Source organism: Pseudomonas sp. ok266 (genome assembly GCF_900110195.1).
In the GTDB taxonomy this organism is placed as follows: domain Bacteria; phylum Pseudomonadota; class Gammaproteobacteria; order Pseudomonadales; family Pseudomonadaceae; genus Aquipseudomonas; species Aquipseudomonas neuropathica.
In genome coordinates this window covers 24,897-51,565 of record NZ_FOCU01000014.1, presented here as the reverse complement: position 1 = coordinate 51,565, position 26,669 = coordinate 24,897, and the positions used below count along the sequence as shown (strand labels likewise).

At 61.2% G+C, this 26,669-nt stretch carries 26 protein-coding genes; 14 read left to right on the top strand and 12 right to left on the bottom strand.

The features are described from left to right. Positions 1-285: 285 nt before the first annotated feature. Together BMY54_RS24380 and cobF are read left to right on the top strand one after the other, a co-directional pair. On the top strand, positions 286-840 hold the full coding sequence (locus tag BMY54_RS24380; protein ID WP_093439019.1) for a histidine phosphatase family protein: 555 nt from the start codon (positions 286-288) through the stop codon (positions 838-840). Then, entirely contained in the window at positions 840-1,595 is a 756-nt protein-coding gene (gene cobF, locus BMY54_RS24375; protein WP_093439014.1) for a precorrin-6A synthase (deacetylating), read from the top strand. Before BMY54_RS24380 ends, cobF begins: the two co-directional genes overlap by 1 nt. A 219-nt stretch (positions 1,596-1,814) precedes the next feature. On the opposite strand, the gene BMY54_RS24370 is transcribed toward cobF, so the two are convergent. Genes BMY54_RS24370 through BMY54_RS24360 form a run of 3 tightly spaced genes read right to left on the bottom strand, consistent with a single transcriptional unit; the run spans position 1,815 to position 4,396 of the window. Further along, entirely contained in the window at positions 1,815-2,996 is a 1,182-nt protein-coding gene (locus BMY54_RS24370) for an acetyl-CoA C-acetyltransferase (RefSeq protein WP_093439010.1), read from the bottom strand. 11 nt (positions 2,997-3,007) lie between these two features. Continuing rightward, the gene (locus BMY54_RS24365; RefSeq protein WP_093439005.1) at positions 3,008-3,673 is read right to left on the bottom strand and encodes a CoA transferase subunit B; all 666 of its coding nucleotides are present in this window, start codon (positions 3,671-3,673) and stop codon (positions 3,008-3,010) included. A gap of 24 nt (positions 3,674-3,697) precedes the next feature. Then, positions 3,698-4,396: a CoA transferase subunit A gene (locus BMY54_RS24360; RefSeq protein ID WP_016983257.1), complete on the bottom strand. Its 699-nt coding sequence runs from the start codon at positions 4,394-4,396 to the stop codon at positions 3,698-3,700. 184 nt (positions 4,397-4,580) lie between these two features. On the opposite strand from BMY54_RS24360, the gene BMY54_RS24355 reads away from it, so the two are divergent. Continuing rightward, positions 4,581-5,468 carry a LysR family transcriptional regulator gene (locus BMY54_RS24355; protein WP_093439002.1) on the top strand — a complete coding sequence of 296 codons (888 nt, stop codon included), beginning with the start codon at positions 4,581-4,583 and terminating at the stop codon, positions 5,466-5,468. 323 nt (positions 5,469-5,791) lie between these two features. Here BMY54_RS24355 and BMY54_RS24350 read toward each other — a convergent pair whose 3' ends face one another. Both BMY54_RS24350 and BMY54_RS24345 read right to left on the bottom strand, forming a co-directional pair. Further along, positions 5,792-6,634, bottom strand: a complete 843-nt coding sequence (locus BMY54_RS24350) for an NAD-dependent protein deacetylase (RefSeq protein WP_093438997.1) — start codon at positions 6,632-6,634, stop codon at positions 5,792-5,794. 54 nt (positions 6,635-6,688) lie between these two features. Continuing rightward, positions 6,689-7,735, bottom strand: a complete 1,047-nt coding sequence (locus tag BMY54_RS24345; RefSeq protein ID WP_093439469.1) for a class I SAM-dependent methyltransferase — start codon at positions 7,733-7,735, stop codon at positions 6,689-6,691. Positions 7,736-8,148: 413 nt separating this feature from the next. Here BMY54_RS24345 and BMY54_RS24340 point away from each other — a divergent pair, with 413 nt between their 5' ends. Together BMY54_RS24340 and BMY54_RS24335 are read left to right on the top strand one after the other, a co-directional pair. After that, complete coding sequence (locus tag BMY54_RS24340; protein WP_093438992.1) at positions 8,149-8,988, top strand: HvfB family MNIO-type RiPP peptide maturase; 840 nt, start codon at positions 8,149-8,151, stop codon at positions 8,986-8,988. Beyond that, positions 8,981-9,733, top strand: coding sequence for an HvfC family RiPP maturation protein (locus tag BMY54_RS24335; protein ID WP_093438988.1), 753 nt, complete (start codon positions 8,981-8,983; stop codon positions 9,731-9,733). The genes BMY54_RS24340 and BMY54_RS24335 overlap by 8 nt, the downstream gene beginning before the upstream one ends. Position 9,734: 1 nt before the next feature. On the opposite strand, the gene BMY54_RS24330 is transcribed toward BMY54_RS24335, so the two are convergent. The 4 genes from BMY54_RS24330 to BMY54_RS24315 form a co-directional block, all read right to left on the bottom strand. Then, on the bottom strand, positions 9,735-10,763 hold the full coding sequence (locus tag BMY54_RS24330; protein WP_093438985.1) for an NAD(P)/FAD-dependent oxidoreductase: 1,029 nt from the start codon (positions 10,761-10,763) through the stop codon (positions 9,735-9,737). Beyond that, positions 10,750-12,930 (bottom strand): hypothetical protein, encoded by a 2,181-nt coding sequence (locus BMY54_RS24325; protein WP_093438982.1) that lies wholly within the window; start codon positions 12,928-12,930, stop codon positions 10,750-10,752. The genes BMY54_RS24330 and BMY54_RS24325 overlap by 14 nt, the downstream gene beginning before the upstream one ends. A 241-nt stretch (positions 12,931-13,171) precedes the next feature. Beyond that, on the bottom strand, positions 13,172-14,479 hold the full coding sequence (locus BMY54_RS24320; RefSeq protein ID WP_093438977.1) for a sensor histidine kinase: 1,308 nt from the start codon (positions 14,477-14,479) through the stop codon (positions 13,172-13,174). After that, positions 14,476-15,216 (bottom strand): response regulator, encoded by a 741-nt coding sequence (locus BMY54_RS24315; protein ID WP_007919579.1) that lies wholly within the window; start codon positions 15,214-15,216, stop codon positions 14,476-14,478. Before BMY54_RS24315 ends, BMY54_RS24320 begins: the two co-directional genes overlap by 4 nt. A gap of 296 nt (positions 15,217-15,512) precedes the next feature. Between BMY54_RS24315 and BMY54_RS24310 the strand changes: the two genes are divergently transcribed. From BMY54_RS24310 to BMY54_RS24300, 3 genes are all read left to right on the top strand, one after another. Further along, a complete protein-coding gene (locus BMY54_RS24310; RefSeq protein WP_093438972.1) occupies positions 15,513-15,776 on the top strand; it encodes a DUF2790 domain-containing protein in 264 nt (87 codons plus the stop codon). Positions 15,777-15,858: 82 nt separating this feature from the next. Next, a complete protein-coding gene (locus BMY54_RS24305) occupies positions 15,859-16,113 on the top strand; it encodes a hypothetical protein (protein WP_093438968.1) in 255 nt (84 codons plus the stop codon). 37 nt (positions 16,114-16,150) lie between these two features. Continuing rightward, a complete protein-coding gene (locus BMY54_RS24300) occupies positions 16,151-17,362 on the top strand; it encodes a cytochrome c biogenesis protein DipZ (protein ID WP_093438965.1) in 1,212 nt (403 codons plus the stop codon). Between the two features lie 16 nt (positions 17,363-17,378). On the opposite strand, the gene BMY54_RS24295 is transcribed toward BMY54_RS24300, so the two are convergent. Beyond that, positions 17,379-17,840, bottom strand: coding sequence for a GNAT family N-acetyltransferase (locus BMY54_RS24295; protein ID WP_093438962.1), 462 nt, complete (start codon positions 17,838-17,840; stop codon positions 17,379-17,381). A 225-nt stretch (positions 17,841-18,065) separates the two neighbouring features. Here BMY54_RS24295 and BMY54_RS24290 point away from each other — a divergent pair, with 225 nt between their 5' ends. Together BMY54_RS24290 and BMY54_RS24285 are read left to right on the top strand one after the other, a co-directional pair. Then, positions 18,066-18,338 carry a DUF4242 domain-containing protein gene (locus tag BMY54_RS24290; protein WP_093438958.1) on the top strand — a complete coding sequence of 91 codons (273 nt, stop codon included), beginning with the start codon at positions 18,066-18,068 and terminating at the stop codon, positions 18,336-18,338. A 33-nt stretch (positions 18,339-18,371) separates the two neighbouring features. Beyond that, a complete protein-coding gene (locus BMY54_RS24285) occupies positions 18,372-19,184 on the top strand; it encodes a class I SAM-dependent methyltransferase (RefSeq protein ID WP_093438955.1) in 813 nt (270 codons plus the stop codon). 146 nt (positions 19,185-19,330) lie between these two features. Here the strand turns inward: BMY54_RS24285 and pcsA are convergent, their stop codons facing one another. After that, positions 19,331-20,053 (bottom strand): phosphatidylcholine synthase, encoded by a 723-nt coding sequence (gene pcsA, locus BMY54_RS24280; RefSeq protein WP_007919592.1) that lies wholly within the window; start codon positions 20,051-20,053, stop codon positions 19,331-19,333. A gap of 259 nt (positions 20,054-20,312) precedes the next feature. Here pcsA and BMY54_RS24275 point away from each other — a divergent pair, with 259 nt between their 5' ends. From BMY54_RS24275 to ligD, 4 genes are all read left to right on the top strand, one after another. Further along, positions 20,313-21,083 carry a tellurite resistance TerB family protein gene (locus BMY54_RS24275; protein ID WP_093438950.1) on the top strand — a complete coding sequence of 257 codons (771 nt, stop codon included), beginning with the start codon at positions 20,313-20,315 and terminating at the stop codon, positions 21,081-21,083. 162 nt (positions 21,084-21,245) lie between these two features. Further along, positions 21,246-22,622, top strand: coding sequence for an iron-containing redox enzyme family protein (locus tag BMY54_RS24270; protein WP_093438945.1), 1,377 nt, complete (start codon positions 21,246-21,248; stop codon positions 22,620-22,622). Positions 22,623-22,633: 11 nt separating this feature from the next. Next, positions 22,634-23,587: a methyltransferase gene (locus BMY54_RS24265; protein ID WP_093438941.1), complete on the top strand. Its 954-nt coding sequence runs from the start codon at positions 22,634-22,636 to the stop codon at positions 23,585-23,587. Positions 23,588-23,604: 17 nt separating this feature from the next. Beyond that, complete coding sequence (ligD, locus tag BMY54_RS24260; protein WP_093438937.1) at positions 23,605-26,196, top strand: DNA ligase D; 2,592 nt, start codon at positions 23,605-23,607, stop codon at positions 26,194-26,196. Here ligD and BMY54_RS24255 read toward each other — a convergent pair whose 3' ends face one another. Continuing rightward, positions 26,197-26,598 carry a hypothetical protein gene (locus tag BMY54_RS24255; protein ID WP_175559657.1) on the bottom strand — a complete coding sequence of 134 codons (402 nt, stop codon included), beginning with the start codon at positions 26,596-26,598 and terminating at the stop codon, positions 26,197-26,199. Positions 26,599-26,669 lie beyond the last annotated feature (71 nt).

The following is a 26,669-nucleotide window of genomic DNA, read 5'->3' as shown; positions in this document are numbered from 1 at the left end:
TAAAAACAGTATTTATGTAACTGACGTTACATGTCTAGTGAATTTTTCAGCGTGTTGAAAAGGCCCCGAAATGGGGCGAGACGCCTGTATAACAAGGGCCACACGGACTTCTACAGGGCTTGTAGTCCATCGCCCACGATAGTGTCAGAGATTGCCGTATTTTTTGCTTTTGTCCGCACTTGCCGGGGCGATGCAACAACCCGGCAGCCCTCGGTTTACGGCACAATTGCCGACAGAACGGCTTTGCGCCGCTGTTTTTCATGAAGGCCCACCGGAGCGATCCCTGTGCAGACCACTCGTTTGACATTGATTTGCCATGCGCGAACCGTCGCACAGAAATTGGCGTGTTTTCCTACGAATGAACCTGTTGAAAATAGCCAGCTGGCATCGTGCGAATTGGCCGAGCGTTTCGACGCCGCGCGACGCTTGATTTGCGCGCCGGAGTTGCGCACGCGCCAGACAGCGGCTTGGTTTGGCACCGACGCGCAGATTGATGAGGCGCTGCGCGATTGTGACTGGGGACGTTGGCATGGCCAGTCGATCAAAGCCCTGCAAGCCTCGGAAGACGCCGCGCTGCAGGCCTGGCTGGACAATCCCCACGCCACTCCGCATGACGGTGAGTCAGTGGCGCAGTTGTGCCAGCGCGTGGCGACTTGGCTAGCTAACCTGCAAGGCACGTCGGGACATGTCGTGGCGGTGACGCATCCGTTTGTCATCCGCGCCGCGCTGATCCACGTGCTGCGCGGTTCGGCGTTGCATGACATCGATGTCGAACCGTTGTCGCTGCTCGAACTGCGCTTCACCGGGCGCTGGCGCCTGTGTCTTAAAGGAGCTTTGTGATGAAACAACTGCTGGTGATCGGCATCGGTGCCGGCAATCCCGACTACATCACGATGCAGGCGGTGAAGGCGTTGAATCGGGTCGACGTGTTCTTTCTGATGGATAAAGGCCAGAGCAAGGACAAGCTGATCGACCTGCGCCGCGAGATTTGTGAGCGCTACATCGACAACCCTGACTATCGCTTCGTCGAGGCCCACAGTCCGGAGCGCGAACGCGGCGATGTCGACTACGCCGCCAGTGTTGATGAGCTGAACCGCGCCAAGCAGCAGACCTTCGAACGCCTGATCAATGACCAATTGTCTGACGGTCAGTGCGGCGGTTTCCTGGTGTGGGGCGACCCGGCGTTGTACGACAGCACCGTGCGCATCCTCCAGGCGATTCTGGCCTCGGGCGCGTGCGCCTTCGAGTTTGAGGTGATCCCCGGGATCACTAGCGTTCAGGCGTTGGCGGCGCAGCACAAGGTGCCGTTGAACACCATCGGTCGTTCCATCGAAATCACCACCGGGCGGCGTTTGGCGGCAGGGCAGGTGAGTGATGCGGACAGTCTGGTGGTGATGCTCGATGCCGAGGATTCGTATCAGCGGGTGGCCGATCGGCAGACCCGGATTTATTGGGGCGCCTACTTGGGCACGCCGGATGAGATTTTGATCAGCGGCCGGCTGGCGGATGTTGCGGATGAGATCGAGCGGGTGCGCAAGGCGGCGCGGGCCGAGCATGGGTGGATCATGGATACGTATTTGTTGCGCAAGCCTTAGATTTTCACTGGCCGGTAAGGCCCCTTCGCGAGCAAGCTCGCTCCCACAGGGGAACGCATTTCAAAATGTGGGAGCGAGCTTGCTCGCGAAGGCGCCGGAACATTCAACGCACATTTCGAACAGGCAAAAAAACACCCGGTGCAACGCAAGTCGCACCGGGTTTTTTGTTGCCAGCAAGCGGCGGATGTCGTGGATCCGCCATTCACTGTTGAACTCTGGTTATACGCGTTCCAGCGCCAGCGCCACGCCTTGGCCGCCGCCGATGCACAGGGTCGCCAGACCCTTTTTCGCATCACGCTTGATCATTTCATGCAGCAGGGTCACCAGCACGCGGCAACCCGATGCACCGATCGGATGGCCCAGCGCGATGGCGCCGCCGTTGACGTTGACCTTGTCCAGATCCCATTGCAGGTCCTTGGCCACCGCCAGCGATTGCGCAGCGAAGGCTTCGTTGGCCTCGATCAGGTCGAGTTGACCGATGTTCCAGCCAGCCTTGTCGAGGCAGCGGCGAGTCGCCGAAACCGGGCCGATGCCCATGATTGCAGGATCAACACCTGCGTTGGCGTAGGCAGCTATTTTCGCCAGAACCGGCAGACCGAGGGCTTTGGCTTTCTCGGCGCTCATCAAGATGACCGCAGCGGCGCCGTCATTCAGCGACGAAGCGTTGCCGGCCGTGACGCTGCCGTCCTTTTTAAATGCCGGGCGCAGTTTCGCCAGGGATTCGGCAGTGGTGTCGCCACGCGGCTGTTCATCAACCTTGAAGGCAACCGGATCGCCTTTGCGCTGCGGGATCAGGATCGGGGTGATCTCATCGACAAAGCGACCGGCCTCAATCGCGGCGGCGGCTTTCTGCTGCGAGGCTGCGGCGAAGGCGTCCTGCTGTTCGCGGCTGATCTCGTATTTGTCGACGAGGTTCTCGGCAGTGATGCCCATGTGGTAATCGTTGAACGCATCCCACAGGCCATCGCTGATCATGGTGTCGACGATTTGCGCATGGCCCATACGCAGACCGGTGCGTGCGCCCGGCATGACGTAGTTGGACAGGCTCATGTTTTCCTGGCCGCCGGCGATGATCACGTCAGCGTCGCCGCAACGGATCGCTTGCGCACCCAGATGCAGGGCTTTGAGGCCCGAACCGCAAACCTTGTTCAGGGTCATTGCTGGCACGGCGTGGGGCAGGCCGGCCTTGATCGCGGCCTGACGCGCCGGGTTCTGGCCGGCGCCAGCGGTCAGCACCTGGCCCATGATCACTTCATCGACCTGCGCACCTTCCAGACCGGTTTGTTCGAGCAACTGGCGGATCACCGCCGCGCCCAGATCAACCGCGGACACGCTGGCCAGGGAGCCCTGGAAACTGCCGATCGCGGTGCGCGTGGCGGCAACAATTACGACGTCTTGCATTTTCGAATTCCTCACTGGGCAGCGAACTGCATTTCCGGTACGTGATCCGGGACGATCAGTTTACCAGCGGTTTTGGCGACGATTTCCTCGACGCTGACGCCAGGTGCGCGTTCCTTGAGGACAAAAGCGCCATTTTCGATTTCCAGGTAGGCGAGGTCGGTCAGCACACGCTTGATGCACCCGGCGCCGGTCAGCGGCAGGCTGCACTTGGATAGCAGTTTCGACTCACCATCCTTGGACGCGTGGGTCATGATCACGATGATGTTGTCGGCGCCGGCCACCAGATCCATCGCACCGCCCATGCCCTTGACCAGTTTGCCGGGGATCATCCACGAGGCGATGTTGCCTTCGACGTCCACTTCGAACGCGCCGAGCACGGTCAGGTCGACATGACCGCCACGGATCATCGCGAATGATTCGGCGGAGTTGAAGATCGACGCGCCGATGCGTGCGGTCACGGTCTGTTTGCCGGCGTTGATCATGTCGGCATCGATGGTGTCTTCAGTCGGAAACGGACCCATGCCGAGCAGGCCGTTTTCCGACTGCAGCATGACTTCCATGCCTTCGGGAATGTAGTTGGCGACCAGGGTCGGAATACCGATGCCGAGGTTCACATAAAAGCCGTCCTGCATTTCGCGGGCGACGCGCTGAGCCATTTGTTCGCGGGTAAGTGCCATGGTTTTATTCTCCGTCAGCCTGAATTATTTGCGGATGGTGCGCTGTTCGATGCGTTTTTCGAACGTGCCGCAAATGACCCGATCGACGTAGATGCCCGGGGTGTGGATCTGCGAGGGGTCGAGTTCGCCGGGTTCGACGATTTCTTCGACTTCAACCACGGTGATCTTGCCGGCGGTAGCCGCCAGCGGGTTGAAGTTCTGCGCAGTGTGACGGTAGATGACGTTGCCGAAGTGGTCGGCTTTCCAGCCTTTGACGATGGCGAAGTCGCCGGTGATGGATTCTTCCATCAGGTACTTACGACCTTTGAATTCGCGTACTTCCTTGCCTTCGGCGACCGGGGTGCCGACGCCGGTGGCGGTGAAGAAGGCCGGAATGCCGGCGCCGCCTGCGCGCATCTTCTCGGCGAGGGTGCCTTGCGGGGTCAGGATGACTTCGATGTCGCCTTTGAGCAGTTGTTCTTCGAACAGCTTGTTTTCGCCGACGTAGGAGGCGATGACTTTGCTGATCTGACGATCGGTAAGCAGCACGCCGAGGCCAAAACCGTCGACGCCGCAGTTGTTGGAAACGACGGTGAGGTCGCGGGTGCCTTTGCGTTTGATCTCGGCGATCAGGTTTTCCGGAATGCCGCACAGACCGAAGCCGCCGGCGATAACGGTCATGCCGTCCTCAAGCCCGGCCAGGGCTTCCTCGTAGGAACTCACGCGCTTGTCGAAACCTGCCATATGCACCTCTTTTATTATTTGCGGGCGGCTGGCTAGCCGAATGGTTGGAGTGTCTCGCTGGAGGATATATTTGTTAAGTTGATTTTTAAGGTTGATTGATAGATAAAACTCAATAATCGCGTTATGGCTTGCCGCTTAACGCTTGATCGTTCCCACGATGCACCGACGATCCTGAGGCTTGAGTATGACCATCAAACAGATCCGCGCCTTCCTCGCTGTGGCACAGAGCCTGAGCTTCGCCGTGGCCTGCGAGCGTCTGCACCTGTCGCAATCGGCCTTGAGCCTGACCATCAAAGCCTTGGAAGAGGGCCTGGGCGGGCGCCTGTTCAGCCGTAACACACGCAATGTCGCGCTGACTGCGGAAGGTGAATCCTTGCTGCCGCTGGCGCGGCGGCTGATCGCCGACTGGGATAACGCCGAAGACGAAATGCGCCAACGCTTCAGCTTGCAGCGCGGGCGGGTGACGCTGGCGGCGATGCCGTCGTTTGCCGGCAACCTGCTGCCGCCGATCCTCAAGACGTTTCGTGCGCGCTACCCGAACGTCAACGTCACGGTCAATGACGTGATCAATGAGCAAGTGCTGGAAATGGTCCGTGACCGTCAGGTGGAACTGGGCGTGGCGTTCGAGCCGATGCAAAACACTTCGATGACGTTTACGCCGTTGTACTTGGATCGCTTCGTCGGGGTGGTATCGAAGGATTCGCCGCTGGCGCAGCGCGACGAGATCGATTGGCAGACGTTGTTGCAGGAGCCGTTCATCACCTTGCAGCGGCCTTCGACGGTGCGAGTGATGCTCGAAGAGCACCTGCAGGCGCGAGGCATGAAGTTGCCGGTGGAATTTGAAAGCCATCAACTGGCCACGGTCGGGCGGATGGTCGCCAGCGGTCTGGGCGTCAGTGCCGTGCCGGCGTTGTGCGCCGAGCAGATGCAGGAGCTCGGCGCCCACTGCCTGACCCTGGATGACTCGGTGCAGCGGGCCATCGGCGTGCTGACTGAGCCGGGCAATGAACTGTCGGCGGCGGCCCAGGCATTGTTCGATATTCTCAAGGCTGAAGATCTGGGGCGACTGTGAGATCTACCCCCTCACCCCAACCCTCTCCCCCAGAGGGGGCGAGGGGGAAGGGAGCTGATCGGGGGCATTTCAAAAAATGGGTTCGGCTCGAAATTTTCAGGTCGCAGTATTAAGTCCTGACAGCTCGGTCAGTTCCCTCTTCCCTGGCAGAGGGCTAGGGCGAGGTGGAAAGGGAGCTGATCGTGGGGTATTCAGCTTGTGGGCTCGACTCAGCATTTTCAGGTCGCCGTATCCAGGCCTGACAACTCGGTCAGTTCCCTCTCCCTTGGGAGAGGGCTAGGGTGAGGGGCTTGGGTCCTGAGTCGAGCACAAAGTGCAGCAACTCACCGATCCAGCACTTCAACCAACAACGGCAAAAGCTGTTCACACGACGCTTCAATCTTCAAATCCAGCAAATCATCCGCGCGGGTCTTGCCCAGATTGATCGCAATCAACGGCTTGCCACGATCGGCAATCACCCGGCACAGGCGAAACGCCGAGTACGCCATCAACGACGAACCCACCACCAACATCCCCGCTGCATTCTCTGCCGCCGCCATCGCCCTTGCCGCCGTGGGCTGCGCGACGTTCTCGCCGAAAAACACCACGTCCGGTTTCATCCGCTCGCCAGCGCAATGCGGGCAGCGCGGCACCTGAAAGCGCGCTTCGAAGGCCGGGTCGAGCAGGGTGTCGCCATCCGGCGCCTGGACTGCATCGACCCCGGCCAGATACGGGTTGTGCATTTCCATCAATTGTTGAATCGAATCGCGCTCACTGCGCTGGCCGCAGTCCAGGCAGAGGACGCGATGCAGGCTGCCGTGCAGTTCGATCACATCGTGACTGCCGGCTTGATCGTGCAGGGTATCGACGTTCTGGGTGATCAAACCGTGGATCAGCCCATGGCGCTGCAAACTGGCCAACGCTTGGTGCGCGGCATTCGGTTGCGCCTGACGCACCCTCGGCCACCCCAGCATGGCCCGCGCCCAGTAGCGGCGGCGCGACTCGGGGGCGGCGAGGAACTCCTGGTACATCATCGGCTGCCGGCCACGGCGCACACCGTCGCTGTCGCGGTAATCCGGAATGCCCGACGGCGTGCTGATGCCGGCTCCGGTCAGGACGAGGAAGTCGCCATCGGCCATCACCTCTTGCAAGGTGTCGAGGTGTTCGCGGGTCGGGCTGTCGAGCATGGTCAGCGCTCCGAAATGGGCAGTGCCAGCAGGTTAGCACGCGACCCGCGCGGGTTACTTGCGTGCCTCCAGAATCAGGTTGAACGGCGTTTGCGTGGCCCGGCGGAACTGCTTGAAACCGGCCTCGGTAAACACCTTGCGCAAACGCATTTCCCCTGCTTGTGCGCCCAGGCCCAGGCCGACTTCCTGCGATAGCGAGTTCGGTGTGCAGATAAACGTCGAGGCCGCATAGAACAGCCGCCCGACAGGGTTGATGTTGTCGTCCAGCGTGTCGTTGGCGAACGGCTCGACAAGCAACACCGTGCCATCGTCTTTCAGCGAGTCATAGGCGTGACGGGCGGCACCGACCGGATCGCCCATATCGTGCAGGCAGTCGAAATAGCAGATCAGGTCGTAGTCGTCGCCGGGGTAGCTTTTCGCCGAACCCTGAAAGAACTTCGCCCGGCTGCTGACGCCACCTTCCTCGGCGCGCTGGGTAGCGACGGTGATCGAGGGCGCGTGATAGTCATAGCCGACGAAACGCGAGTTGGGAAACGCCTGGGCCATGATCACGGTCGAGGCGCCATGACCGCAGCCGATATCGGCGACTTTCGCGCCTTGCTCAAGCTTGGCTACCACGCCGTCCAGCGCCGGCAGCCATTCGGCGATCAGGTGGCCCTTGTAGCCGGGCCGGAAGAACCGCTCGGTGCCGGTGAACATGCACGGGTGGTGATCGCCCCAGGGCAGGGCACCGTTGCCGCGCATGGCTTTGACCAGTTTGTCCTTGTCGTGGAAAAACGATGCCACCACCCCGAGGCCACCAGCGACATACACCGGGGAATCTTCAACGGCCAGGGCCAGTGCCTGTTCTTCGGGTAAACGGAACTGACCGTCGTGGTGCTCCATGTAGCCGGACGCCGCATGAGCGCTGAGCCATTCGCGCACCAGACGCGGGTTGCAGGTGGTTTTGGCAGCGAGGGCATCGGCACTGATCGGCTGACTGTCGGCCATTGCCCGGTACAGCCCGAGCTCTTCGCCGACGATGACATTGGCCAGCATCGCCGCGCCGCCCATGTCGTTGACCAGTTTGCCCATGAATTGGTTGAGCTTCGCCTCATCCATCATGTGTGCTCCTGAAACAGGATCACGGTCCGGCGGCGTCGAGGGTCGAGGCGTGCGCCACCGGGCGGTGGTCACGGAGTTGGGCAGGGCACGGCTGACGTCCTGCGTCCCCCTCGACTGGGTAATAAAGGAGTCTAGCCCCGGTCCGGGCGTGTCGCTGGATTTGTGAGCAACGAAAACCTGTGGGAGCGAGCCTGCTCGCGAAGGCGGCATTTCAGGCAATTCTGGTATTGGCAGTGCTGACGCTTTCGCGAGCAGGCTCGCTCCCACAATATTGATCGGCAGAGAACCTGTATCACTGTGTATCGCCGTGATGGTGGGACACACAGGGCTGCAAATGCCCGGTCATCTGCACACAACCGCAATACATCCGGCGGCTCAAATGTGGCAAACCCACTGCTGAGGTACATCCCATGCATACGCCGCCCTCGTCAATGCCACCCAGTGTTGGCCTCGGCCTGCGCCGTGGTCTGCTGAAAGACCTGCAGGCTGCCCGTAGCGGCGCCTTCGACTTTCTCGAAGTCGCCCCGGAAAACTGGATCGGAGTCGGCGGCGCGCACGGTGCGGCGTTACGCGAACTGGCCGAGCGCTATCCGTTGTCCTGTCACGGCTTGTCGCTGTCGCTGGGCGGGCCGGCGCCGCTGGATGTCGGATTCTTGCAGGAGGTTCGGGTGTTTCTCGACCATTACAACGTGCCGCTGTACAGCGAGCACCTGAGTTACTGCAGCGATGACGGGCATCTGTATGACTTGCTGCCGTTGCCGTTCACCGGAGAAGCGGTGCAGCACGTTGCCGCGCGGATCCGTCAGGCTCAGGACATTCTCGGCCGGCGCCTGGCCGTGGAAAACGTCTCCTACTATGCCGCCCCGCGTCAGGACATGGACGAGCTGAGCTTCACCAATGCCGTGTTGCGCGAGGCCGATTGCGACCTGCTGCTGGACGTCAACAATGTCTATGTCAACGCGATCAACCACGGCTTCGATCCGCAAACCTTCCTCGCCGGTATCGAGCCGGACCGGGTGGTCGGGATGCATGTGGCGGGGCATTTCGATGAGTCCGAGACGCTGAAAATCGACACCCATGGTGCCTCAGTCAAACCGGTCGTGTGGTCTCTGCTGGCGGAGGCTTATAGGCGGTTTGGCGCGCAGCCAACGCTGCTTGAGCGGGACTTCAATTTCCCGGCATTTTCCGAACTGGTCGCCGAGTTGCAGACCATTCGCCATTTGCAAGCCGGAGGTCGCCCTCGTGAATAGCCTGATACTGCAACAACAGGCACTGACCCGGTATTTGCGCGATCCCGAACATCAATCGCCACCGGCCGACATGAACGTGGCGCGGGTCAACGTTTATCGCGATCTGGTGTTCAACAACGTTTCGCTATTGTTGAGCGGCACGTTTCCGGTGTTGATCCGGATCATCGGGGAACAACGCTGGAGCCTGCTGGTACGAGGCTTTTTGCGCGAGTGGCGGGCGCAGACCCCAAAGTTTGGCGAGATTGCCGAAACGTTTCTCGACTATCTCGCGTCGCCACCGCAGGTGTTGCGCGAGGGCGAGTGGCCGGCGTTTCTGCTGGAGCTGGCGCATTACGAGTGGGTCGAGATGATCTTGCAGCAGTCCGATGCTCAAGCGCTGCCGCCAAGCGATCCGGCGCTGTTGCTGGAGCGTCCGCTGCAGATCTCGGCACTGGCCTGGCCATTGGCGTATGTGTGGCCGGTGCATGCACTTGATCCGAACCATCAGCCCGCCACGCCGCCGGCGCATCCGACCCTGTTGCTGGTGCGGCGCACGGCAGACTGGAATGTGCAGTTTTCCGAGCTGAGCCCGCTGGCCTGGCGCCTGTTACAGCGCATTGAAGCGTTTCCTGACCTTGATGGCCGCCAGCAATTGCAAGATCTGGCAGTAGAAGCAGGGGTGCCCGACACCGAAACGTTCATGGACAGCGGATCGGCGTTGTTGCGGCAGTTTCACCAGGAGGGCGTGCTCGCCAGCGTCCTGTAAGTCATGCGGCAGGCAGCCACGACGGCGGGCAGGGATGCAGACGATAGAAGTCGCGCAGGTGCGCCACATCGCGTGCGAATCCAGCGTTCAGCCATTGGCGATATTGCGCCTGCGCCGCTGTTTGCAAGGCCGGTTGGCGCAGACCATCCGCTACGGCTTGCGCGGCTTGCATACCGCTCATCAACGCTTTGAGCACGCCGTGGGAGGACGCCGGGTCGAGCCGGTTGGCAGCATCGCCCACCAGAAAATAACCAGCACCGGTGACGGCCGGGGTGATGCGCCAGGTTACATCGGCGCCGCGTATCCGCCCTACGGCTGGCAATGCTTGCAGGGTCTCGGGAAGCCTCGTCGAGCGCTTGTTGTTCTCGAACGTCAGGTGCGTCCAGTGCAGCAACTGCGGCTCAACCTGGGCGATCCAGGTCCATCCGTCAGGATCGGCGAGCAAGTGCGCGGTTGTTGCATAGGTTGCGCTGTGACCTTGCAAGTAGCCGTAACGCGCCACCAGCGGCGGTGAACAGTGGCGAACCGGCAGACCGAGTTGGCGAGCGAGCCAGTCGCAAGCGCCACTGGCATCGATCAGGCAGGTCGCGTAAAGGCGTGCGCTGTCGGTCTCCACGCCGATCACCCGATTGGCCTGAGTCAGCACTCGCCGTGCCCGGCAGGGCTGACTGATCTCCACCCCCAACGTGGCCGCTTGCGCCAGTAACGTCGCGTCCAGTTGCGCCCGCTCCAGATGAAAACCCTGCCAGGCGCCGCGATCATCGGCGCCAAAGGCATTGAAGCGCGGTACACCGTTCCAGTGCACCCAGTGGCCGTCAAAGCGCCGGGCCCCGCGGCCACATAGCTGCTCGGCGACCCCCAGTTGTCGGAGCAGCGGTTCGATGCCCGGATGCAGGCTTTCGCCGGGGCGAAACCGCGGGAACGCCTGCCGTTCGATCAAGGCCACGCGCAGCCCGTGACGGGCGCAACTGATTGCCGTTGCGCAGCCCGCAGGGCCGGCGCCGACGACCACAACATCAAAATGTTTCATGGGCGACCCGCCATGGCAGGGTGTCGCGTTTGATCAGGATTGCATCGGCGCTGAGCAGCAAGATCACCAACTCTTCGACTTCGACGTGGCGCAACCTGAAATCACTTGCAGGGATCTGCACGGCGCCGCGCTTGTACAGCAAAAAGCGCTGCACCCAGCCGTCGAGGAGCTGCCCGGCTTGCGCCTGCGCGCTGTCCAGTTCCGCGTTCGGCCGCTGCACGTCAACGAACGACAACAGTGGCCAGGCATTGCGCAGGGATTTATCGCTGGCGGCGCCGAGCGCACGGTACACGCGATACATCGAACGCACGCGCTGCTGATAGATGGTTTGCGCAGTGTGGCCGGTCGTGCTCAGGGAGAACTGGCCATCGAGGGCCACCTGTGTGTAATCGGCATGGGCGTACGCGTGGTACTGGACGATCAGCCGATCGTCTTGAGTGATCAGTTGCGGGCCGCGCTGATTATCCCAGGCCACGCCGCCCATGCCGATTTCCTCATCGGTCAGGGGAATGATGCTGTGCAGCGTCGAGCGCGGCTCAAAGACCCGTGCCGAATCCGGTGCCACGCCAGGCCAGAAAGAACCTAGCGCTGCGCAGATCTTCGCATCCTCGGGAAACGGGCTGGCCATCTGATAGCCGGCGAGGACGTTGATCCATTCGTCGTCTGCCGTGCGCTGGCGAACCCAGCCGACCTCCCAGCCAGGCCCGAACACCCCGGCGGCGCCGTCGGGCAGCGAGGTCGGCCGCGATGACGGTGGTAGCGGGGCAATGGATTGCACCGTGTCGGTTTGATCGGCGAGGGCAACGATGGCGCTCACCCCACGGTCAGTCGGGGTGAACAGTTGATCCTGCAGATCGAGGTTGGCGCAGTAGCGTACGTTGGAGAGCGCTTCAAGTCGGGCGTGCCAGAGACCGGCACTTGGTAACGCTGGTTCGTCGCTGACCCAGTGCAACAGCTTGCGTTGACTGCATAACGGATAGAAGTCCGGAGGGCCGATCAGCGAATAGGCGGCGACGGCCGGCAAATGGTTTTCCAGCATCGGGCAGCGTGGCAACACCCAGCCATCGGCAGTGCCGTCCTGATAATGCAAGGCGCGATAACCGCCCTGACGTACCAACGCCTCGACACCTTCATGCTCGTTCAGGTCTTCGATGCTGCCATCCGCTTCGACCCGGTGACGTCCGTGCACCATGCCGCCGGTATTGGCCGGCAGCACAAAGGACAAGGGCTGCCCTTGATATTCGACGGGCGCAACCAGCCGGGCTCTGGCTTCAGGCACCAGCAGACCGGGGCCGAGATCTACAGTCGAGGCCCAATGCGCAAGATTTTCCGTGACGACGAAGGGTGGCTGGCTGATCTGCGGTTCCTGCCAACCGGTACCGCTGTGGCGCAAATGGACATGCCGCAGTTTTTCGTTGATCTGGTGGTTGCCCAGCGTCACCGTCAGGTTCAGACCCTCCAGACACTGCGAACCATTGAACAGCTTGTGCACGGGCACCCAGAAATCCAGTCCGGGGTCGAGGTCCACCTGAAAATCCATCGGCCCGAAGCGCTCGGCATCGCCCTTGAGTTGCACGGCAATGTAGGCGCTGTAGCGCACTGGCATCACCCGGATGCCGTGCGGGTCATCGTCGACGAAGGGCAGGAAACTGCGCAGCGTTGCGTCATAGCACGGGGGGGCGGTGCCGACGCGGGCGATACCGGTACGCGAGAAGCACAGGTCGGCATGCCGGCCATGCACGGTGTCGGCGGCGCAGCGATATTCACTGGCAAACGCGACCACCGCTAACGGCGCGCCCCGGGCTTTGTGGCGCAGGCTGTCGAGCGTGGGCGGACTGACGCTGTAGACATAGTCGAGCACGGTCTCGATCTCGGCGGCAGTGGGAAACAGCTGTAGTGTCCGGCCGTTTTCATCGCTGAGCACGTTTGGCGAGGCCAGCGCGTGATACAGCAGGCTGTGCGCCGGTGCGCCAGCCTCGATCGCCCGGCTGCCGGTCGTTGCGAAATCGGTAAATCCGGGTATTGACCGGTCGATTTTCAGGGGCTTGTGCAGTTCCGCCGCCAGCGGTTCAGCCAGCAAGTCCAGGCCGTGGGCGAGCATCAGCGAATGCCAGCCGCCGGGCGCCAGGCGCGTACACACGTGGGTAACGGATTCGAGCAGAGTCATGTTGCGCCTCGACAGGTTGGGCCAATTGTCATGGAACCGTAGCCCGGCGCTGACTTGCTACTGTCAGATCTGACAGTGGCGACCAATGGTGAACAGTGCGAAACGGGCAACACAACCATAAGCGCATCAGCCAAGGCGCACAGTCAGTGGATTCTGATGAAGTTGTAGGCATTGGCGCGGCGGTGTGCAGGCCACCGACCGGTACTGGTCGGTAGCGTTTAAACAGGCGCCGTTAAAGCGTTTATGGATGCAGCGGCAGCTTCAGTTCCGCGCACAACCCGCCACCCTGGCGATTGCTCAACGTCAGCGAACCACCGAGCGCCATGGCCAGTTGCTGGGCGATCGCCAGTCCCAGCCCGGTGCCGCCGGTATCGCGATTGCGCGAGTTTTCCACGCGGTAGAACGGTTGCAGCACCTGCGCCAGTTCGGCGTCGGCGATGCCCGGGCCGCGGTCCATGACGGTGATCGCCAGGTTGCCTTTGTTGGCTTCAACCCAGACTTCGGCGGCGCCGGCAAATTTCAGTGCGTTGTCGGTCAGGTTCACCAGAACCCGGCGCAACGCATGAGGACGGGTGTCGATGACCGCCGCACTCTTGCCGACCAGTTGCACCTGCTTGCCCATGTCCTGATAGTCGAACACCAGGCTTTCGAGGAAGGAATCCATATTGGTGCGGCGGCTTTCTTCGGTCGAACCATGGATGCTGCGCGCATACGCCACGCCTTCGCGAACCAGGTGTTCCATCTCGTTGAGGTCATTCCACAGTTTGTCTTTCTCGGCGCAATCGTCCATGAGTTCGGCGCGCAGTTTCATCCGCGTGATCGGCGTTTGCAGGTCATGGGAAATCGCCGCCAGCAGTTGCATGCGTTCCTTGAGATAAGCGGCAATGCGCGCCTGCATCGTGTTGAACGCCCGTGCTGCGTAGACCACTTCGTTCGGGCCGCTTTCGTCGAGGTTGATCGGGTGGGCGTTGGGGTCGAGGGTTTCCACGGCGTTGGCCAGACGGGTCAGCGGACGGATCGCGATACGCACGGCCAGCCAGGTGCAGGCGATCATCAACGCCAGTTGGCCGAGCAGAACCGCCGGCAACCAGGGCGATAGCGGGACCATGGCGGGACGCACGTCGATGGTCACCGGGCTGCCGTCGCTCAGGCGCAAATGGCCCTGAAAGTGTTTCTTCGGCCCGGGAATATCGGTGAAGGTCAGCGGATAACGTTCACCGATGGCTTCGGTGATCGAGGTGACCGCCACCGGCACATCACTGGCCTCGATCGGTGTGCCCGGTTCGCCTTCGCTCAACAGGTAGCCATAATTCTTTCGCGCCAGACGCTCGAGCCAGGCAGGGCGCTCTTCGGCAGGCAAGCGATCAAGGATCGCAATCGAGGTCGAGACGTCGGTTTCCAGATTGCCGAGCATGGTGTTCTTGGCGCTTTGGTAACGCTCGTAATACTGCGCACCGAACGACAGCGCCTGAGCGAGCAACAGGCCGATCAGGAAAATCAGCGACAGGCGCGAGGCGAGGGTGCGCGGCCAGTGCAGATTGATGCTCATGCCGGGGCCCCGAGAATCTCGACCGGCAGTGAGAACACGTAACCTTCGCTGCGCACGGTCTTGATGTAAGCCGGCTCGCGCGCATCATCTAGCAGGCGCTGACGCAAACGGCTGACCAGCAAGTCGATCGAGCGGTCAAACAGATCGGCGTCGCGGCCCTGGGTCAGATTGAGCAGTTGGTCGCGGCTGAGCACCCGTTGCGGGTGATCGAGAAAGACCCGCAGCAAGCGATATTCGGCACCGCTGAGGGCGACCATGGTGCCGTCCTTGTCCAGCAGGTGACGGGCCGAGGTGTCCAGTTGCCACCGGCCGAAAGCCAGCAAGCGCCCGGCCTCGGTGACCACCAGATTCGGCGGCAGCATGCGCGTGCGGCGCAGCACAGCGTTGATCCGTGCGAGCAATTCGCGGGCGGCGAACGGTTTGGTCAGGTAATCATCGGCGCCCATTTCGAGGCCGATGATGCGGTCGGTTTCATCGTTGCGCGCGGTCAGCATCAGGACCGGCGTGGCCTTGTGTTTGCCCACCCGCAGTTCGCGGCACAGCTGCAGGCCATCGTCGCCGGGCATCATGATGTCGAGCACGATCAGGTCGACAGTGTTGGCTTCGAGAAAGCTGCGCATCTGCCGGCCATCGGCGACCACCGTGGTGCGCAGGCCGTTTTTCTTCAGGTAGTTGCCCACCAGTTCACGGATCTCGCGGTCGTCGTCGACGATGAGAATGTGATCGACATGATCCATCGGTGCAAACCTCTATCAAAAGGGACTGCCGTGCAGTGTATCGAGCCTGCGGTGGGCCGCCTGCCTGCCTTTGTATTGCAGTGTATCTGCCGTCACAACGGATACACGGGGACGCAAAAACGCGATTTTTTCAGGGTTTTGTATCGCTGTGTATCCCCCGATGGCAAGGATACACAGCGATTGAAACGCGCCTGTTCCTGACACAGAGGCGATACCTCGCGAGCCTCAAATAGGCTCCATCGAGGCCCACACAGATCGCCTCGGCTCAAACCCCACTGAAGCCTTGAGGAAACGCCATGAACAACAAATCCGTAATCGCCGCCTGCCTGTTTGCCGCGCTGAACATCTGCACGCTCTCGGCCCGGGCCGAAGCCGCTGTCACCGCGCAAACCTACACCTACGGCACCCACCTGGATATCCAGAAAGTGATCTCGCTGAAACAGGGCGACTCGGTGTCCTGCGGCATCGTCGAGGCGCGCATGACCTACCTCGATTCTGCCGGCAAAACCCGCGTACTCGATTACAGCAAATTTGCCGACGGCTGCAACAACGACAACTGAGTCACCAACGGCAACCAAGCCATCAACGGCAACCAGGCCAACAAAGGCCACCAAGCCAACTCTTCATAGAAGGAACAACACCATGAACAACGTCGCGCGCTTATTCACCGCCATTGCTTTCTCCCTGGCCGGCGTCGCCGCCCATGCCAACGCTGCGGTTGAACAGCATAGCTGCCACAGCAGCACCTGCTTCCAACTGACGCCGGTGGCCCAGCAGGGCAGCGACGGCCTGATTGCAGCGGACGGCTCCAGCCGCACGCCACAAGGGCAGATGTTTGCCGAGAACGGCGCCAGCCGTACGCCGCAGAGCCAATGGCTGGAAAGCCAGAGCGTCTGAACGGCTCGTCACAATCATTGATCAAGGGTGACTCACTATGTACCTCATCGCATTTCTCGGCGGTCTGCTGACCGTGCTCAGCCCCTGTATTTTGCCGGTGGTGCCGTTTCTGTTTGCCGGCGCTCAACGCAGTCGCGCTTCGATACTGTTGACCCTCGGCGGCATGGCCCTGACCTTCGCGCTGATCTCCAGCCTCGCCGTGGTCAGCAGCGAATGGGTGATCCAGGCCAGCAACAGTGGCCGGTACGTCGCGCTGGTCGTGATGAGCGTGTTCGCCCTGTCGCTGATCTCGGCGCGCATCGGCGGCTGGCTGACACGCCCCTTGGTGATGCTCGGCAATCGTCTGGACCCGGACACCCGGAAAAAGGCCGGGCCGATGGGTTCGATCATGCTCGGCGTGGCCACCGGTCTGCTTTGGGCACCGTGCGCGGGACCGATTCTCGGGGTGATTCTCACCGGTGCCATGCTGCAAGGCGCCAACGCGCAGACCAGCCTGTTGCTGCTGGCCTACGGCGCCGGCAGTGCGTTGTCGCTGGGCACGTTGATCTTCACCGGGCGCGGGCTGGTCAACCGTTTGAAACCGTCGATCCCGTTCACCGGTTGGTTGCGTCGTGGTGCCGGGGTTGCGGTACTGGCGACGGCAGCGGTGATTGCCACCGGCGTCGATAAAACCTTGTTGGCCAACACCTCCTCCGAAGGCGTCGCCAGTGTCGAAAAACGCGTGTTGGAAAACGTGCCGAAAGTGGTCGACTACTTCATCAGCAAAGTCCGCGCGGACTCGCCGATGGAGGAGGGCAAAGGTGCGATGCCGTCACTCGCTGGCGCCGTGCAATGGTTGAATTCGCCTGAACTGAACGCAGACGCCCTGCGCGGCAAAGTGGTGCTGGTGGACTTTTGGACCTACGACTGCATCAACTGCCAGCACACCCTGCCGTACGTCAAGGACTGGGCGAAGAAGTACGAGAAGGACGGCCTCGTGGTGATCGGCGTGCACACCCCGGAATACGGCTACGAGCGGATCATCGACAACGTCAAGGACCAGGTGAAAAAGCTCGGCATCACCTACCCGGTGGCCATCGACAACAACTACGCGATCTGGCGTAACTTCGATAACCAGTACTGGCCGGCGCATTACCTGATCGACGCCAAGGGGCAGGTGCGTTACAGCCACTTCGGTGAAGGTCGCTACGAGGCGCAGGAGCAGATGATCCAGCAGTTGCTGGAGGAGGCTAAGGCGCCTGCGGCGTGATCAGCAAACCACTAGCTCAGAGGTCGCGGACCATGAGCCATTGTTCATTGTCCCAGGCGCGAAAACGCTCCAGGACTTGCCAGCCGCGTTTGGCGTAGTAGTCCTGCTTGGACTGCGTATGCAGATACAAACGCGCAAACCCGCACTCTTTCGCCTCCTGACAAATCCCTGCAATCAAGCGTTCTGCCAGGCCTTGCCCGCGCGCTTCAGGACTGACGAACACGCAGGCCAGCCAAGGACCAAGATCAGGGCGCAGGGCGAGGTCATCGCGTGCCAGCGCCGCGCCGCCGACCAGGCGTTCACCGTCCATGGCGATCAGGCAAGACCAGTCGCCATTGCCTTGGCCCTCGGCAAATTCACGCTGCCATTCAGCCAGGGGTTGGTCGATGTATTCGTAGGGGAATTGCTGGTGGATCCATTGAGCATAACGGTCGCTGTGGTGCATGTGATGCGCGAGCCAATCGAGTTTCAGTGACATCGGTAGAGTCCGTTCCAGAAGCGAGCGGGCATCAGAAACCAATCCTCGAACGTTGGCAATCTTCCAGGTGTTCCAGACGCTTTACAGATTTCCACCGCTCATCGGCAAACCCGCGGTTTTACGGGGTTGCCAGACGATTGGCAGGGACGCCGAGCGGTCTCGGCGCGATAGTGCCTGAGCAGGGTCACAGCCGGCCTTGCCCCATAACAAGAGCGCGAGGTTGCCATGCCGAAATTCGTGATTGAACGCGAGATTCCAGGGGCCGGGAAGCTGTCCGAAGCCGAACTCAAAAACGTCTCACAAACGTCCTGCCAGGTGTTGCGCGAACTTGGGCCACAGGTGCAGTGGCTACAGAGTTATGTCACCGCCGACAAAATCTATTGCGTGTACATCGCGCCTGACGAAGAGCAGGTACGCGAACACGCCAGGCTTGGAGGATTTCCTGCCAACAGTGTGGCGCGAGTGATGACGGTCATCGATCCGACGACGGCCGAATGATTACCGACCCCACCCGCAGCGGAGTTCACTCTTATGAGTACCCCGATTGATCTGACAGCCCTGAAGGAACGCCAGAAAGTCGCCTGGGCCAGTGGCGACTACGCCGTGATTGGCACGACGTTGCAAATCGTCGGCGAAAACCTTGCCGAAGCCTGTGACCTGCGGTGCGATGAAGAGGTGCTGGATGTCGCTGCCGGCAACGGTAATGCGACGCTGGCGGCGGCGCGCCGTGGCTGCCAAGTCACCTCGACCGACTACATCGCGGCTTTGTTGGAACGCGGCCAGGATCGGGCCCGGGCGGAGCATCTGGACGTGACGTTTCAGGTTGCCGATGCTGAGGCACTGCCGTTCGCCGATGAGAGTTACGACGCGGTGCTGTCGACCTTTGGTGTGATGTTCGCGCCGGATCAGGACACGGCTGCGGCCGAGTTGGGCCGGGTTTGTCGCCGTGGTGGGCGGATAGGTCTGGCCAACTGGACGCCGGAAGGTTTTGTTGGGCAGATGTTCAAGGTTTTGGGCCGGCATCTGCCACCGCCGGCTGGTGCCCAGCCTCCCTCGAATTGGGGCTCCGATGCCTGGCTGCACAAACATTTCGATGACCGTGATTTTCTGCTGCGGGTGACACGGCGCGATTTCAATTTCCGCTATCGCTCGGCGGCGCATTTCATCGACATCTTTCGCCATTGGTACGGGCCGGTGCACAAGGCCTTTGCGGCATTACCGCCGGAGAGCGGGCAGGCGCTGGAGAGTGATCTGGCGGATCTGCTCAATCGGTTGAATCGGGCGGGAGAGGGTTCGCTGGTAGTGCCGAGCGAGTATCTGGAGGTGGTGATTACTAAGCGCTGATTCACCCCCGACTTTCGAATCTATTGCGATCCCTGTAGGAGTGAGCCTGCTCGCGATAGGGGTCTTTCAGTAAAAAATATTCAGCTGACAGACCGCTATCGCGAGCAGGCTCACTCCTACAATGGATTTGTGTTGGGTTCTGGAGCCTATTTCACCTGCGGCCGATCAAACCACTCCAGCGCCGTGCGCCAGATGCAGATCCCCAGAAAGTACGCCGACATCAGCAACCACAAGCCCATCACCAACGGGTTGATCACCGGGTGGTTGAGCACCAGCGACAAACTGCACAGTAGCCAGATCGCCGTCACCGCAATGTTGATCGGCATGAACCGGCGCACGCGGAACGGGTGCAGGAACTTCATTCGCGTCACCGTCAGCAACGCCAGGCCGATCACGGTCAGGAAGGTGATCCACGGCCCCGGTCCAATGATGTAAAGGCACAGTGCGACCACATTCCACGCCGCCGGAAAGCCGACAAAGTAATTGTCCTTGCTCTTCATGTTGACGTTGCAGAAGCAGAACAGCGACGACACCAGAATCAGCGACACGGTCAGCAGCAGGGTGTAGTCGGGCAACGGAATGTAGCGATAGATGAACAGCGCCGGGATGAACACGTATGTCAGGTAATCGATCACCAGATCGAGGATCGAACCGTCGAAACTCGGCAGCACCGATTGCACGTTGACCTTGCGCGCCAGTGCGCCGTCGAGGCCGTCGACAATCAGCGCCACGCCCAGCCACATCAGGCAATGGGTCGGCTGGTTTTCCAGCAGGGCGAGGGTGGCCAGGAAGGCTGTGACCACGCCAGTCGCGGTAAAACCATGGGCGCCCCATGCTTTGAGCCTGGCGATGTGTACGGTCGATATCACGGGGGCGTTCTCCAGAAAGTGAAGCAAGCCGGGTATCACCCTTGAGTAGCAGGGCGCCGGCAAACCGGGTCGGGGTTGCAGCTATCGACCGGTCTGGCCGGGATAAGGTTCACCACTGATCAATCTTAGCTGGCCGGCGAAAAAATACGCGGGCGAAATCCGTCAAGGCTTCGAGCGTCAGCCAAACGGTGCTGGCGCTATGGCTTAAGGGGTCTATCGTTGCCAGACGCAGTCACTGCCAATGCCTGAGGATAACGTCATGAACACCAACGATTTGCTCGAAAAACTGCTGCAAGGCCAAGCCTCGGCGGGACAACAATCTTCAGCGTCTGCTGGCGATGGTTTGGGTGGTTTAGGTGGGTTGCTGGGCGGACTGCTCGGTGGCGGCTCGGGCGCGGCCAGCGGCGGCGGATCTGCCGGTGGACTTGGCGGCTTGGGCGGCTTGCTCGGTGGTTTGCTCGGCGGCGGTGCCGGTGGTGGACTTGGCGGCGCTTTGGGTGGGGCGCTGAGCGGCGGGGGCAGCACGCAAAATCGTTCCGGCGGGACCAATTATGCGGCGCTGGCGTCGCTGGGCATGATGGCGTTCCAGGCGTATCAGGCGTGGCAACGCAGCCAGGCCAGCGCGGCACCGCAACAAATCCCGCAGACGGCCAATCTGCTTGCCGGCCCGGAAGTCGAGGAGCACAGCCACGCTGTATTGCGCGCGTTGATCGCGGCGGCCAAGGCTGACGGTGAGATCGACGCCCGGGAACAACAGATGATCAGTGGGGAAATCAGCAAACACACCGACGACCCACAATTGCAGCAATGGTTTGAGGACGAAGTCTCGAAACCGCTGGACGCCAACGAAGTCGCGCAGGCGGCCAAAGGCGATCCGGCCATGGCCGCTGAAATGTATCTGGTCAGCGTGATCCTCGTGGATGACCAACAGGACGCCGAGCGCAGCTATCTGGATGAACTGGCAGCAGCCTTGCGGATCGACCCGGATTTGCAGGTGCATCTGGAGCAGCAGGCCAAAGGCCAGGCCTGATGTAACGGCAAAAAATCATAACCACCCGCAGCTCCGTCAAGGAGCTGCTTCGCCGTCCGTCCGGGCAATTTTCACGTCGATTGAATTTTTCGCAGGCGCCGCCTCTCTGCTGCTGTAGAGGCGTGTGGAACAGCGCCCTGCCAACCGACCGAGAATTTTGCCATGACTGTCCTGACACCCCTGCAAGCCGCGCCTGCCCAACCGCACCTGATGAACGCCGCCGGGAACATGCGGCAGGTCTATGAAGCGTTGTTGCGCGATGACGATTCCCAGGACCTTGCGCAGGCGTTTTTGCAGGAGCAACTGCAACATGCCGCGCAACTTGCCGATGTGTTGCCTGAAGACCCGGCAACGTGGCACGCCTGGGTGGCCGAACATTGCGCCGATGTCGCCCGGCAATACGCCGACTATCTGCAGCAGCGCAAGGCCGGCGGGCCTCGGCAATTTTTCCGTGGCAAGGCGCAGGCGCTGTATTTCCTGCAAGCGGTGGCACCGACCAAACTGGTCGACGGCGCCTGGCTCTATGGTCTGTTGCCGCGCTGGCAGGACCCACGTTTCCAGGGCCTGCTGCGAACCTTTCTGGAAGAGCTGGGCGAAGGCAATCCGGCGCAGAACCACGTGGTGATTTATCAGAAATTGCTCGCCGAGCACGATCTGCAGGACAGCAGCGCCATCGACGATGAACGCTACCTGCAAGGCGCGATACAACTGGCCCTCGGTGTCTGTGGTGCTGATTATCTGCCCGAGGTGATCGGCTACAACCTCGGCTACGAACAACTGCCGTTGCACCTGTTGATCAGCAGTTACGAACTCAGTGAACTGGGGATCGATCCATACTATTTCACCCTGCACGTGACCATCGACAACGCCAGCACCGGCCATGCGCAAAAAGCCGTGCAGGCGACGCTTGACCTGCTGCCGCTCGAGGCCGATCGCGCTGAGTTTCTGCGCCGGGTAGCGCTGGGCTATCGGCTCAACGATCTGGGGCAGGGCAGCCGCGCAATCATTGAAGGCTTCGACCTTGAGCAGCAATTGCTGGCGATGCTCGAGCGCAAGTGCCCGTTTGCCCAACACATGCACTCCGATTACTGCCGTTTCGAAGGGCAGACCGTCAATCAGTGGCTGGCTGCACCCGAGCAATTGCCCGGTTTCCTCCAAGCGTTGCAGAACAAGGGCTGGATCAAGCGCCACGAAGACCCGCAGGCCAGCCGTTTTTGGCAACTGATCGCGGGCGACGGTGCGGCGATGTTCGGCGTGTTCAATGCCTACGAAAAACAACTGGTGCACGACTGGATTGCCGGCGACTGGACGCCGTCGGATAAAGCGAAACCCGTTCGGCGGCACAGTCAGACCGCAGCGCCCATCGAAGGGCTTGCACAGGATCCCGACGTACAGGCGCTCAACACCGCGCTGCAAGGTCAGGATGCCTCGGCGCAAATGGCGATTCTGATCCCCTGGCTCGCCCCGGCCCGCCATGCACACCCGGCCGGGCTGCTCGCCACCCGGCGTTTTATCGAACTCAAATCCCGCTTGCCTTAAGGACACCGCCGATGAATCAGGAAGAACAACTCTGCCCCAACGACCTCGTGCTGCTGCAATTGGGCCGGCGCTTGTTGGCAGACGGATATCGGTTCACCACGCCGACGCCGTTGACCCATCAACGGGTCAACCAGCGTGACGAGGGCCAGATGGCCGACTCTTTGCGCGATGTGTTCGGCTGGTCGCGTCCTTTCACGCCGGGGTTGTTGTCAGCCGATGAACAGCGGCAACTGCAAGACGCACAGATCATTGATCACTACGAAGGTGAGCTGAAGAGTCGGGTGCGCTGGTCGAGCCTGGATGATTTGCTGTTCGTCCATTCGGCATTTCCCACCGAGGCCGCTGACGCGGTGTTTTTCGGCCCCGACACCTACCGTTTCGCGCAACTGATCCACGCCCACCTGCAGCAGAACTTCGCGCCGATTCATCGCGCGGTGGACATCGGCTGCGGCGCTGGCGTCGGTGCGATTCTGATCGGCCGGGCCCGTCGCGAGGCAGAGGTGCTGGCGCTGGACATCAACCCTGCGGCGTTGCGTCTGACTGCGATCAATGCGGCACTGGCGGAAGTCGCCAACGTTGAAGTGCGTGCCAGTGATCTGCTGCAGGGCGTCGACGGCGAGTTCGACCTGATCGTCGCCAACCCGCCGTACATGGCCGACCCGGCGGAACGCGCCTATCGCCACGGTGGCGGGACGCTGGGGGCAGGGCTTTCGCTGCGTATCGTCGAACAGGCCTTGAATCGATTGGCGCCTGGTGGCTCGCTGCTTCTCTACACCGGTGTGGCGATGGTCGATGGTCGTGATCCGTTTCTCGACACCGTGCTGCCGCGCCTCGATGAAAAACGCTTCGGCTGGACGTACCGCGAACTCGACCCGGATGTTTTTGGCGAAGAACTGCTCAACCCCGGCTATCAACGGGTCGACCGCATCGCAGTGGTGGCGCTGACCGTGACCCGAATGGGCTGAAACAAGGCAGGTGCACGATGAACAGGAACCTCGACGACTACAACCGCATGCGCGATTTTTCGGCGACCTCGGAACCGGCTGCCGTCAAGCGCTCGGGAGGTAAAACCGCTGCCGAGCATGCTTTGCAGTTCTGCATCCAGAAGCACGACGCTTCACACCTGCATTACGACTTTCGCCTGGAACTCGATGGCGCCTTGAAAAGCTGGGCGGTGCCGAAAGGGCCGTCACTCGACCCCAAGGTCAAGCGGCTGGCGGTGCATGTCGAGGATCATCCGCTGGATTACGCAACGTTCGAGGGCAACATTCCGCAAGGGCACTACGGCGCCGGTGATGTGATCGTCTGGGATCGTGGCGTGTGGATTCCGCTGGAAGATCCGCACAAGGCCTACGAAAAGGGCAAACTCAAGTTCGAGCTGCAAGGCGAAAAGCTCGGCGGTGTCTGGAATCTGGTGCGCACGCACATGCCGGGCAAGAAGGAACAATGGTTTCTGATCAAGCATCAGGACGATGCCGCGCGGCCGCAGGATGATTACGACGTGCTGCTGGCCGAGCCGGACAGTGTCCTGAGCGAACGCACGATAGTGGGCAAACCCAAACTGGCCGCCGAGCAAAGCAAACCGCTGAAGAAACCTGCGGCGAAAACCCGCAAGCCCGCGAGCGGCAAGCTCACCGGCGCGCACAAGGCCAAATTGCCGACGCAACTCAAGCCGGAACTGGCCACGCTGGTCGACAGCGCGCCGGAAGGGCAGTGGAGCTACGAGATCAAGTTCGACGGCTACCGGATCATGGCGCGCATCGATCATGATCAGGTGCAACTGTTCACCCGCAACGGACATGACTGGACGCACAAGTTGCCGCAACAAGCCAAAGCAGTGGCCGCGCTGGGGCTGGAATCCGCATGGCTCGACGGCGAAATGGTTGTCGCCAACGAAAACGGCGTACCGGACTTTCAGGCCCTGCAAAATGCTTTTGAAGCTGGAAGCAGCGGCAACATTCTCTACTACCTGTTCGATCTGCCGTATCTCAACGGTGTCGACCTGCGTGAAGTGCCGGTCGAGGAACGTCGCGCCGCGCTGGCCACGGTGCTCGGCAGTCATGAGCAACCGTTGTTGCGCTTCTCCGAGGCCTTCGACGAAACCCCGGACGCCCTGCTCAACAGCGCCTGCCAGATGCAGATGGAAGGCCTGATCGGCAAACGCCTTGGTTCGCCCTATGTGTCGCGGCGCAGCGGCGACTGGATCAAGCTCAAGTGCAAACACCGCCAGGAATTCGTGGTCGTCGGTTACACCGATCCGAAAGGTTCGCGCAGTGCCTTCGGCGCGTTGTTGCTGGGGCTGCATGACCGCGACAGCGGCGAGTTGCGCTACGCCGGCAAAGTCGGCACCGGTTTCAACGAGTCGACGTTGAAAAGCATTCTGGCTCAACTCAAACCGTTGCAGGTGAAGAAGGCGGCGGTGGTCAATCCACCCAGCGGCTTCGAGGTCAAAGGCGTGCACTGGCTCAAGCCGAAACTGCTGGCGGAAGTCGCATTCGCCGAAATGACCAAGGACGGTTCAGTGCGCCACGCCGTGTTCCATGGCTTGCGCGATGACAAACCGGCCAAGGGAATCACTGAGGAGCGAGCGAAACCGGTGAAGACTGCAGCGAAGAAATCAGCCACGAAGAAAGCGCCGAAAAAAGCCCCGGCGAGCAGCGCAGAAACCGCGCCGTCGCAGCTCGGACTGGCCAACGGCAAGGTGCGCATCACTCACCCGGATCGCGTGATCGACGCGGTCAGCGGCACCACCAAGATGCAACTGGCCGAGTATTACACCAGCGTTGCCGAATGGATTCTGCCGCAGCTCAAGGATCGTCCGGTGGCATTGGTGCGCGCGCCGGACGGCATCGCCGGTGAGTTGTTTTTCCAGAAGAACGCCGAACGCCTGGCGATCCCCGGCATTACCACGCTGGACAAAAACGTCACCGGGCAACCGGTGATGCTGATCAACAATGCCGAGGCGCTGATCGGCGCGGTACAGATGAGCACCGTCGAACTGCACACCTGGAACGCGACCACGGTCGATCTGGACAAGCCCGATCGCTTCGTTCTTGACCTCGATCCGGATCCGGCACTGCCATGGAAAAGCATGGTCGAAGCGACGGCACTGACATTGACCGTACTTGATGAACTGGGCCTCAAGGCGTTTCTCAAAACCAGCGGCGGCAAGGGTATTCACCTGGTGGTGCCGCTGACCCGCAAACTCGGTTGGGACGAGGTCAAGGACTTCAGCCACGCCATCGTCAGTCATATCGCCAAGCTGTTGCCGGAGCGCTTTTCTGCGGTGTCCGGGCCGAAAAACCGCGTCGGGCGGATCTTTATCGATTACCTGCGCAACGGTCTGGGCGCCACCACTATCTGCGCTTACGCCGCGCGCACCCGCGAAGGCTTGCCGGTTTCGGTGCCGTTGTTTCGCGAAGAGGTCGCCGAGCTCAAGGGCGGCAATCAGTGGAACGTGCACAACGTTCATGAGCGGTTGGCTGAGGTCGGTGACGAGCCGTGGGCCGACATGAAGAAAACCCGCCAGAGCATCACCGCCGAAATGCGCAAACGCCTGGGGCTGAAAAAGTGATCAGGTGTCGCGTAGCAAGTCGTGAGCGTTGAGCAATTCGAAGGCGATTTCCGGGTGGTTTTCCAGTCCGCGGCGAATGGCGGCCGGGATCGCTGCACGTGTCTTGCGGCACAGGCCCGGTAACTCGTCGATTTGAATAGCGATCCCGCGCATGGTGCGCACTTCGTTGAAACCGGGAGCGACGTCGACGCGAATCCCCAATTGCTCGAACATGCGCTGTTGCAGATGTTTGAGGTCATTCAGGTCCTTGAGCATTTCGAGGCGAGCGAGCAGGCGTTTTTCTTCCTCTCGGGTCAGCCGCAGGATGCGCAAATCCGCGCCGGGCGTCTCCAGCAACGGATCGCGCCCGCAAATGCAGGCGCCGGGCGGGCAGGGGGAGCGCAAGGGCACAGAAGTCGTCATGGCCTCCATCATAGAGGCCGTCGGACAGTTTTGCCTATGCGCCTTCAGCAGCCATCCATCGGCTGCGTTTT